Here is a 9,518-nt window from a genome sequence, read left to right on the forward strand (position 1 = left end):
GACACCGGCCGCCCGCGCGCAGGCCGCGGCCGCGCCGCCGGCCGCGCCCGTGCCCGCCGCGGCGACGCCGATCGTCAAGCCTCTGCCGCCGGAGTGGTTCGACCCCTTCGGCACCAACGCCGAGATGCGCTGGGCGGCCGCGCACGAGCTGGGCTACGAGGTCCCGGCGGAGCGCTTCTTCGTGCGCAACCACACCGCCACGCCGGCGATCGACGCCGCGGGCTGGCGACTGCGCGTCTTCGGCAGCGGGCTGCGGCGCCGCCCCGGCCAGCCGGAGGTCGCGGAGTTCAGCCTCGCCGACCTGAAGCGGCTGCCGGCGCGCACGCAGACGGCCTTCGTCGAGTGCGCGGGCAACGGCCGCTCGTTCTACGCCTCCCAGCAGGGCACGCCCGCGAGCGGGACGCAGTGGAGACTGGGCGCGGTCGGCGTCGCGCGCTGGCGCGGGGTGCCGCTCGCGGAGGTGCTGGAGCGCGCCGGGCTGAAGCGCGGCGCCGTCGACGTGCTGCCTCAGGGCCTCGACGCGAACGTCGTCAGCGGCGGCGTCGATCAGGGCCGCGTGCGGCGGCCGCTGCCGATCGGCAAGGCGCTCGACGACGCGCTGATCGCGTACGAGATGAACGGCCAGCCGCTGCCGCCCGACCACGGCTTCCCGGCGCGCCTGATCGTGCCCGGCTGGATCGGGATCGCCTCGATCAAGTGGCTGGGCCAGATCGAGGTCGCCGACGCGCCGCTCTTCTCACCCTGGAACACGACCTCCTACCGGCTCGTCGGCGGCGACTACCCGGCCGACTCGCCGCCGATCACCAACCAGGTGGTCAAGAGCGCCTTCGAGCTGCCGTTCGGCGCCGAGTTCCGGCGCGGGCGCCCGGCGCTGCTGCACGGCCGCGCCTGGTCGGGCAGCGGCGCGCCGATTCGCGCGGTCGAGTTCAGCGACGACGGCGGCAGACGCTGGTGGCGGACGCTGCTGCACGGTCGCAACCAGCCCAACGCCTGGGTCCGCTGGAGCGTGCCGTGGCTGCCGCGCTCGGCCGGCGCGGTCGAGCTGCGGGCGCGCGCGCTCGATTGGCGCGGGAACGCGCAGTCGGCGACGGCGCCGTTCAACACGAACGGCTACCTGTTCGGGGCGGTCGTCAGACACCCCGTGACGGTCGTCTGAGGCGGAGCGCTACTCGTCGCGCGGCGGCGGGCGGAAGACGATCCGCTTCAGCTCGCCGATCGTCGGGCCGCTCAGCCGCAGCGCGGTGTGGAAGCCCTCGTCGCCCAGCTCGCCGGCGTCAAGCTTGCGGCGCAGGTCGTTGAGCGCCGGGCGCTCGTCGTCGGAGACCTTGTCGCGCGCGACCTCGATCAGGACCAGGTGACGCGGGCGGCGATTGGCATGCGCGATCCGCACCCAGTGGTCGCGCTCCTCGAAGCCGAGCCCGTCGGCGGCGATCACGACCGACTCGCCCGCCTCGAAGCGCTTGCGCGCGGCGGCGTCGAGCAGCTGGGAGGCGCGCTCCTCCATCTGGCCCTCGGGCACACGGCCCTTCAGCAGCGAGTGCACCTTGTCGAGCGACAGCACCGCCGCCTGGTCCTCCAGCAGCGTGCGCTTCGCGAAGCGGTCGCGCTCGGCGTGGTCAGGCGAGACGATCATCACGAGGCTGCCGGGCGTGTAGCGCATGCGATCGGTCGGGCCGAGCACGTGGCAGCGGACCGAGACGTCGGCGGGGCGGTTGGCGGCGCCTTCGCGACGAGGACGATCGGAGGACCATCCGCCCCGTTCGTCGTCGGAGAACTTGACGCTGCGCGTGGACGGAGGCGTTGTCATGCGTCCATCATGCCGCAAAGACGTTGCGACACAGGTTCGAAAACGACCGAGGCCCGCATCAAGCGGGCCCCGGAGAAGCAATTCGTGAGCGTCAGCGCTCAGATCTGCTGGACGTTGACGGCCTTCGGGCCCTTGGGGCCGGGCTCCGAGTCGTAGGAGACCTTCGCGCCCTCGGGCAGCGAGCGGTAGCCGTCAGAGATGATGCCGGTGTGATGGACGAAGAGGTCCTTCGACTGGTCGTCCGGCGTGATGAAGCCGAAGCCCTTCTCGTCGCTGAACCACTTCACGGTTCCTGTAGCCATGTCCGTGTCCTCCACGGGGTGTGTTGTTAGTGCTGCGAACGCGGAGGGTGCTGGGATGCAACGACTACGAGCGCTGACACTTCTCTGCCGAACCGGGTGATCCGGCACTTACGCGCGTGAATGTAGCACGGGTTCGCAGAAGCGCAAGGCAGTTCGGTGTGAAATCCGCACCAGGGTGGGCCTGGTATGTCTTAGGGCACCCTCATGTCACGCGCGACCGCAAGGAATCCGATGGCCGACAGCCCCGTCACCACAGAGCGTCCGCCGAAGCCGGCGCGCAGAACGCTGCTGACCCACGTCGTCTCGATCGAGCCGCTGACGCCCGGCATGCTGCGGATCGTCGTCGGCGGCGACGACCTCGACGGCTTCGCCGTCGGCGACTACACCGACCACTACGTCAAGCTGGTGCTGCCGCCCGCCGGCGCGCCGTACTCCACCCCGTTCGACCCCGAGCAGGTGAAGGCGACGCTGCCGCGCGAGCAGTGGCCGCGGATGCGCACCTACACCGTGCGCGCCTTCGATCCCGCGCGCAAGCTGCTGACGCTCGACTTCGTCGTCCACGGCGATGAGGGCCTGGCCGGCCCATGGGCAGCCGGCGCGAAGGTCGGCGATCCGCTCCAGCTGCTCGGCCCCGGTGGCGGCTACGCGCCCGACGCGGAGGCCGACTGGCACCTCTTCGTCGGCGACGCGAGCGTGATCCCAGCGATCGCCGCGTCCCTCGCGCGCGTGCCCGCGAGCGTGCGCGCGCGGGTCGTCGTGCAGGTCGACGGACCGGCGGAGGAGCAGTCGCTGGAGAGTGCCGGCGAGCTGGACGTGACATGGGTGCACGACGCCTCGCACGGCGAGGAGACGCTGCTCGCGGCGCTGCGTGCGCTGGACTTCCCGGCCGGGCGCGTGCACGCGTTCGTGCACGGCGAGGCCGGCGCGGTGCGCGCGGTGCGCAGGCACCTCGTCGTCGAGCGCGGGATCGCGAAGGAGGCGCTGTCGGCGTCGGGGTACTGGAAGCTGACCCGCACCGACGAGGACTGGCGCGCCGAGAAGGCCGAGTGGAACCGCCAGGTGGCGGAGGACGAGGCGGCGGCAGCGAGCTGAGCCGGGACGAGCTGCGCGCGACGGGGCGGCCGCCGGCGCGCGTAGGCTGCGGGCGTGGCTCCCCTTCCCCGCTGCTACGTCGCCAGCCCGCTCGGCTTCAACGAGGCCGGTGCCCACTACTACCGCGCCGTCTACCTGCCGGCGCTCGCGCGGGTGGTCGAGCCACTCGACCCGTGGGCGCACACCGAGCCGGCCGAGATCGAGCGGGCGCGCGCGGCGGGGACGCTGCGGGCGCTGTGGCTGGCGACCGGGCGCAAGAACCTCGAGCTGATCCGCAGCGCCCCGCTGCTGGTCGCATGGCTCGACGGCCAGGAGGTCGACTCCGGCACCGCGACCGAGATCGGTTACGCGGCCGGCGTCGGCGTGCGCTGCTTCGGCCTGCGCAGCGATGTGCGCCACGCGGGCGAGGAGGAGATGGCGGTCAACCTCCAGGTCGAGACCACGATCGAGGTCTCCGGCGGCCGCGTCGTCGGCTCGCTGGAGGAGCTGGTCGCGGAGCTGCGCGGAGCTGCACTCCCCTGAGGCCGATCCTGGGGGATTTTCGAGGGGTCGCCCCGATGCGACAGGGTCGCGCGCGGCCGATCCTCTGTCCATGCACAAGCTCCTGACGATCTCCGCCGCAGCGGCGCTGCTGCTCGCCGCCTCCGCCGACGGCGCCACCGCGACCTCCTACAGCGGCAAGACCAAGGGCGGCAACACGATCCGCTTCGAGCTGAGCGGCGGCAAGCTCAGCAGAATCAACACCGGCGTCCCGACCTCGTGCGTCGAGACGAGCGGCAGCGGCCAGACGGCCGCGGGCGCCGAGCTGTTCCAGCCGCCCGGCGCCTTCGCGCTCGGCAAGACGGTGAAGGCGAGAGCGCTCCAGCCGGCCGCGATGAACCAGGGCATCAAGGCGACGAAGAACTACACCGTCACCACGAGCGGCAAGGCGGGCGGCACGATCAGCGGCAGACTGGCCGTCAACTTCTCCTACCTGCGCCCCGGGATCGACATCTACCACTCGTACATCTACGTCTGCAACGGCACGACGAGCTTCACCGCCAAGCCGCGCTGAGCGGGGCGAAACTCCCGCCCAGCCCGCTCCGGCCTCCCGACCGCAATCGACCCGAGAGGCCCCCATGCTGTTCCTCTTCCGCCGCCGCGTGCAGCGGGCGCACGGCATCGTGATCGAGATCAGGAGCCAGTCCGGCGGCCGACCGCCACGCCGGGCCGTCGTCCGCTTCACGACGCGCGACGGCCGCGAGCTCGAAGCGCCGATGCAGATCGCCCGGCCGCTGGAGGCGCTGCGCGCCGGCGACCCCGTGCTCGTCCTCTACGACCCCGGCGTTCCGGCGCACGCGCGGCTCGAACGCCGTCGCGGCCTCGACGTCGGCGCCTGGCGAAGGCGCGGATGGTGGGAAGAGCGGCGCTGGCGCGTTCGCGCGCTGGCACCTCGCAACCAAGAAACACCATAGGAGAGCGAACCCGACCTATTTACCCCAAAACTTGATCCGCAAACCGTCCTATTGCTAATGTCGGCAAAACCGGTCGTATTTAATAGGAATCAAGACAGAAAAGGGGTTGCATGCGGATCAGCAGAGCAGGGCTCGTGGGAGCGTTGGCGGCTTCGGCCGCGACGCTCGTCGCGGGGCCGACGGCGGCGAACGCCGCGACGCTCTTCGGCTCGGGGTCGAGCGCGAGCGTCCCGTACCTGGAGGCGCTCTTCAAGGAGTACAGAAAGGTCGCGCCGTCGGTCAGATTCGTCTTCACGGCGAACAACGGCAACGCGGGCGCCAAGGACGTGCAGACCGGCAAGAGCCAGTTCGCGATCCAGACCCGCCCGCCGGTCGCCTCCGACTCCGGGCTGAGCTACTCGAAGCTCTTCCTCGACGGGCTCTGCGTCGCGGTCAACCCCTCCAACAGCGTCAGCGCCCTGACGATCGCGCAGGTCAGAGACGTCTTCCTCGGGACCGTCACCGAGTGGTCGGCGCTCGGCTCCAACGTGTCGGCGCCGATCTCCGCCTTCGGCCGCTTCTCGACCGCCGGCCTCTACACGTTCTTCCAGAGCGCCGTGCTCGAAGGGCAGACGCAGGCGACCAACGTGACGGCGCTCGACAAGGACGGCGAGGTCTCCGTCGCCGTCTCCAGAAACCAGGCCGGGATCGGCTACGTCGGCCTCGCCAACTCCAAGCCGTCCAACGGCGTCAAGCGGCTGAGACTGAACGGCCAGCCGTGCGATGCGACCGCGATCAAGACGCTCAGATACCCGCTCTCGCGCTACGCCTGGCTCGTGCTGCCGGCGAGAAGACCGAACAGACTCGCGACCGCGTTCGGCGACTGGGTCCGCACCAGCTACGCCGCCGGCAGAGTGATCGACAAGGCGGGCGCGGTGCCCGCGTTCAACGCGAAGAAGCCGCCGAGAAAGAAGTAGACGCTCGATGGCCCGAGAGGCACGCCCTGCGCGCCGTCTCCTGCCGGACCAGCGCGCCGAGCTCGTGCTCGGCGCGCTGGTCTGTGCCGTGCTGCTGTTCGTGCTGCTGATCGTCGTCTTCGTCTTCAAGGAGGCGTGGCCGTCGTTCAGCCACAACGGCCTCTCCTGGTTCGCCGACGACGGCAACGTCGACGCGCAGGTCCAGGCGATCTTCACCGCCGAGGCCAACCGCGCCGAGCCGGTCTACACCTTCCACGCCTGGCCGATCATCTGGGGGACGGTCCTGATCACCGGCGGCGCCGTCGTGCTCAGCTTCATAGCCGCGCTGTTCGTCGCCGTCTTCGTCGTCGAGTTCGCGCCCGACTGGGTGCGCGCGATCCTCGAACCGGTCGTGCGCCTGCTGGCGAGCGTGCCGTCGGTGATCTTCGGCCTCGTCGGCGTGCTCGTCGTCGTGCCGTTCATCGGCGAGCACGTCATCACCGACGAGCAGCGACGCTCGGTCTCCTACATCGTCTCGCTGAGCGGCTACAGCCTGCTCGCGGGCGTGCTGATCCTCAGCGTGATGATCGCGCCGCTGATGGTCGCCGTCTTCTCCGACGGCCTGCGCGCGGTGCCGCGCGGCTGGCTGGAGGGCTCGCTCGGCCTCGGCATCAACCGCTGGCGGACCTTCTGGAAGATCGGCGTGCGCACCGCCCGCCCGGCGCTCGTCGCCGGGACCGTGCTGGCAACCGCGCGGGCGCTCGGCGAGGCGGTGATGCTGGCGATGGTGACCGGCGGCGTCGCGTTCGCGCCCAACCCCGCCGACGGGCTGATCTTCTTCGTCGAGCCGACGCGCCCGCTCGCCGCGACGATCCTGCAGACCTCCGAGGAGCTGACGGCGCCGGCGATGCGCCACACGATCTTCGCGATGGCCGCGGTCCTGCTGTTCTCGGCGCTGATGCTGTCGCTCGTCGGCTGGGCCGTGAAGCAGCCGATGAAGAAGTACGGGGTGCGCGCATGAGCGCCGCCGCCCCGCCGGCCGCCCCGGTCCCGCCGCCGACCGAGCCCGCCCAGCGCCGCTCGGCGCGCGACTCGAGCGCCTCGTGGCGGCTGAGCGACCGCATCGGGCTCGCGTTCGCGTGGACGCTGGGGATCGGCTTCCTGATCGTGACCGCCGCGATCGTGCTCTACATGATGGTCCAGGGGCTGCGCTTCATCCGCCCCGCGCTGTTCGTCACCTCGCCGGCCGCCGGCTTCTCCGAGAGCGAGACCGGCGGCTTCCTCGACCCGTTGCTGGGGACGATCGTCGTCGCCGCGATGGCGATGGCGATCGCCTTCCCGCTCGGCCTCGCGATCGCCGTCTGGCTGAGCGAGTACGGCCGCCCGTCGGCGCTCGCGCGCGCGACAGAGTCGACCGTCGAGATGCTCGCCGGCACGCCGTCGATCGTCTTCGCGCTGTTCGGCACGCTGCTGTTCGAGCAGGGGGCGCTGGCGCTCTTCAGCCGCACCAACGACGGCGTCGTCTACGGCCGCTCGTTCTTCGCCGCGGCGGCGATGCTGTCGCTGGTGGCGCTGCCGCTGGTCGTCGCGAACGTGCGCGAGGGGCTGCAGGCGATCCCCGGCCACGTGCGCGAGGCCTCCTACGCGGTCGGCAAGACGAAGCTGACGACGACGCGGCGCGTGCTGCTGCCGGCGGCGCGGCCTTCGGTCGTGACCGGCGCGATGCTCGGGGTCGGGCGGATCATCGGCGACACCGCGATCATCGTGCTGCTGCTCGGCGCGACGCTGCGCTTCAACCCGGCCGGTGACGTGCCGCTGCTGTCGGAGCTGCGCGGCACCGGCAGCACGCTGACGAGCTTCGTCTACGCCAACGCCCCGACCGGCGAGGCGAACCAGCCGACGAAGGCCTACGCGGCCGGCTTCGTATTGCTGTCGATGGTCCTGCTGTTGAACGTGGCGGTCGACGTCGCGGCACGCCGAGGGAGGCGTTGGAGATGAGGTTCCTGCACCCGCCGCCGGTGCGGCGACTGCCGCTGACCGGCGAGCAGCCGGCGACCGTCGTCGGCGGCGAGGCCGCCAACGGCTTCGTCAGCGCCCCGCGCCGCCGTGTCGGCGCCTCGCCGCTGGCGGTCGAGCGGATGAACGTCGATCAGCTGTCGATCGCCTACGGCCCGAAGCTCGCCGTCGACACCGTCTCGCTGCCGATCCGGCAGGGCGAGGTGCTGGCCCTGATCGGGCCCTCGGGCTGCGGCAAGACGACGCTGCTGCGCTCGCTCAACCGCCTCACCGAGCTGACCAAGACGGCGTCGATGAAGGGTCGCATCACGCTCGACGGGGTCGACACCGCGACGCTGGAGCCGACCGCGCTGCGGCGGCGCGTGACGATGGTCTTCCAGCAGCCGAACCCGTTCCCGATGAGCGTCTTCGACAACGTCGCCTACGTGCTGCGCGAGCAGGCGTCGCGGCGGCCGAAGAAGCGCGTCCTGCACGGCGCGGTCGCGAGCGCCTTGGAGCGCGCCGGCCTCTACGACGAGGTCAAGGGCGACCTCTCGCACCCGGCGCTGCGGCTCTCCGGCGGCCAGCAGCAGCGACTCTGCATCGCCCGCGCGCTCGCGGCCGATCCCGAGGTGCTGCTGCTCGACGAGCCCTGCTCGGCGCTCGACCCGCAGTCGACCCAGGTGATCGAGGACCTGATCGTGCAGCTGCGCGAGCAGGTCGCGGTCGTGATCGTCACGCACAACCTGCAGCAGGCCTACCGGATCGCCGACTACGTGGCGTTCATGTACCTCGGCGAGCTGGTCGAGTACGGGCCGGCCGACCAGGTCTTCGGTTCACCGCGCGAGCAGCGCACGGCGGAGTACGTCAGTGGCGGCTTCGGCTGAGCGGCAGCGCGTCGCGGGCGCGGCGCGGGCGGCGGGCGCGGCGACGTCGCGGCGGGTCGGCGTCGTGCTGCTGGCGGCGGGCGCGGCTGTCGCGGCGAGCGGCTGCGTCTCGACGCAGCAGAAGAACGCGCGCGCGCAGTTGAGCGCGACGCGCGAGCTGAGCAGCCGCGAGCCGCAGCGGGTGCGCGGCGCCCAGCCGGGCGTGCGCGTCGCGCGTGTCGCGGTCGTGCGCGGAAGACGCTTCGACGCGCTCGTCGTCGAGCTGCGCAGCCGCGCGCGCACGCCGCTGACCGACGTGCCGATCGCCGTCGGCGTGCGGACGCGCGACGGCCGCCGCGTGCTGCTCAACGGCAGACGCCACGCCTGGTTCCAGACGCACGTGCCGGCGCTCCCGGCCGGCGGCAACACGACCTGGGTCTTCACCGCCGGGCGCCGCGGCGTGCCCGCCGGCCGGCCGTTCGCGGTCGTCGGCGCGACGCCGCGAACGCCGATCAGCAAAGCCTCCTCGCTGCCGCGCATCGTGGTCGCGCCGGCGAGGGATGGGGGCGACGGAGGGGGCGCGCGCGGCGCACGGAGCAGCGTCGCGCGCGTCGTCGTCGCCAACGCCTCCGACGTGCCGCAGAGAGACGTGCAGGTCTACGCGCTCGTGCGCGACCGGCACCGCTACGTCGCCGCCGGCAAGGCCGCCGTCGCCGAGCTGGGCGCGGGCGACGAGACAGCCGTGCGGATCCCGCTCAGCGGCCCCGCGCCCCGCCGCACCGCGACCGTCCACGCCCTTCCGACGATCTTCGAATGAGGAGGCAGCACCGATGACCTGGACCGACGGACTGCCTCCCACCACGCCGCTGCCGCGACTCGACGCCGCGTGGGAGGTCTGCGACCACTGCCAATCCCCGCTCGACGAGCGGCAGCGCTACTGCGTCGCGTGCGGGGCGCGGCGGCCGACCGCCGACGATCCCGTCGCGCGCTGGTTCGTCGCCGCCGACCGTCGCGCGCGCGCCGCGACGCCGGCCGGCGGCGCGGGCGACCCCTCCGGCGGCCGCGGC

At 72.2% G+C, this 9,518-nt stretch carries 12 protein-coding genes and 1 pseudogene; 11 read left to right on the plus strand and 2 right to left on the minus strand.

The genetic code is table 11. The features are described from left to right. On the plus strand, positions 1-1,156 hold a 1,156-nt coding region (locus R7226_RS30020), incomplete at its 5' end, for a sulfite oxidase (protein ID WP_318601170.1). A gap of 9 nt (positions 1,157-1,165) precedes the next feature. Here R7226_RS30020 and R7226_RS30025 read toward each other — a convergent pair. Both R7226_RS30025 and R7226_RS30030 read right to left on the minus strand, forming a co-directional pair. Next, positions 1,166-1,807 carry a hypothetical protein gene (locus tag R7226_RS30025; RefSeq protein WP_318601171.1) on the minus strand — a complete coding sequence of 214 codons (642 nt, stop codon included), beginning with the start codon at positions 1,805-1,807 and terminating at the stop codon, positions 1,166-1,168. Positions 1,808-1,905: 98 nt separating this feature from the next. Further along, a complete protein-coding gene (locus R7226_RS30030) occupies positions 1,906-2,109 on the minus strand; it encodes a cold-shock protein (RefSeq protein WP_318601172.1) in 204 nt (67 codons plus the stop codon). A 231-nt stretch (positions 2,110-2,340) separates the two neighbouring features. On the opposite strand from R7226_RS30030, the gene R7226_RS30035 reads away from it, so the two are divergent. The 10 genes and pseudogenes from R7226_RS30035 to R7226_RS30080 all read left to right on the plus strand — a co-directional run. Continuing rightward, positions 2,341-3,201, plus strand: a complete 861-nt coding sequence (locus tag R7226_RS30035; RefSeq protein ID WP_318601173.1) for a siderophore-interacting protein — start codon at positions 2,341-2,343, stop codon at positions 3,199-3,201. Between the two features lie 54 nt (positions 3,202-3,255). Further along, positions 3,256-3,723: a nucleoside 2-deoxyribosyltransferase gene (locus R7226_RS30040; protein WP_318601174.1), complete on the plus strand. Its 468-nt coding sequence runs from the start codon at positions 3,256-3,258 to the stop codon at positions 3,721-3,723. A gap of 70 nt (positions 3,724-3,793) precedes the next feature. Next, positions 3,794-4,255, plus strand: coding sequence for a hypothetical protein (locus tag R7226_RS30045; RefSeq protein WP_318601175.1), 462 nt, complete (start codon positions 3,794-3,796; stop codon positions 4,253-4,255). A gap of 64 nt (positions 4,256-4,319) precedes the next feature. Further along, positions 4,320-4,655 (plus strand): DUF3592 domain-containing protein, encoded by a 336-nt coding sequence (locus R7226_RS30050; protein ID WP_318601176.1) that lies wholly within the window; start codon positions 4,320-4,322, stop codon positions 4,653-4,655. Between the two features lie 110 nt (positions 4,656-4,765). Continuing rightward, positions 4,766-5,611, plus strand: coding sequence for a substrate-binding domain-containing protein (locus R7226_RS30055; protein WP_318601177.1), 846 nt, complete (start codon positions 4,766-4,768; stop codon positions 5,609-5,611). 7 nt (positions 5,612-5,618) lie between these two features. Further along, positions 5,619-6,611 (plus strand): PstC family ABC transporter permease, encoded by a 993-nt coding sequence (locus tag R7226_RS30060; protein ID WP_318601178.1) that lies wholly within the window; start codon positions 5,619-5,621, stop codon positions 6,609-6,611. Then, positions 6,608-7,588 (plus strand): PstA family ABC transporter permease, encoded by a 981-nt coding sequence (locus R7226_RS30065; RefSeq protein ID WP_318601179.1) that lies wholly within the window; start codon positions 6,608-6,610, stop codon positions 7,586-7,588. Before R7226_RS30060 ends, R7226_RS30065 begins: the two co-directional genes overlap by 4 nt. Then, complete coding sequence (locus tag R7226_RS30070; protein WP_318601181.1) at positions 7,585-8,472, plus strand: phosphate ABC transporter ATP-binding protein; 888 nt, start codon at positions 7,585-7,587, stop codon at positions 8,470-8,472. Before R7226_RS30065 ends, R7226_RS30070 begins: the two co-directional genes overlap by 4 nt. Next, positions 8,456-9,268: a hypothetical protein gene (locus tag R7226_RS30075; RefSeq protein ID WP_318601182.1), complete on the plus strand. Its 813-nt coding sequence runs from the start codon at positions 8,456-8,458 to the stop codon at positions 9,266-9,268. Before R7226_RS30070 ends, R7226_RS30075 begins: the two co-directional genes overlap by 17 nt. Positions 9,269-9,281: 13 nt before the next feature. Next, positions 9,282-9,518: pseudogene (locus R7226_RS30080) on the plus strand (hypothetical protein); the annotation flags it as partial.

Origin of the sequence: Conexibacter stalactiti (assembly GCF_033542075.1) — a bacterium.
In the GTDB taxonomy this organism is placed as follows: domain Bacteria; phylum Actinomycetota; class Thermoleophilia; order Solirubrobacterales; family Solirubrobacteraceae; genus Conexibacter; species Conexibacter stalactiti.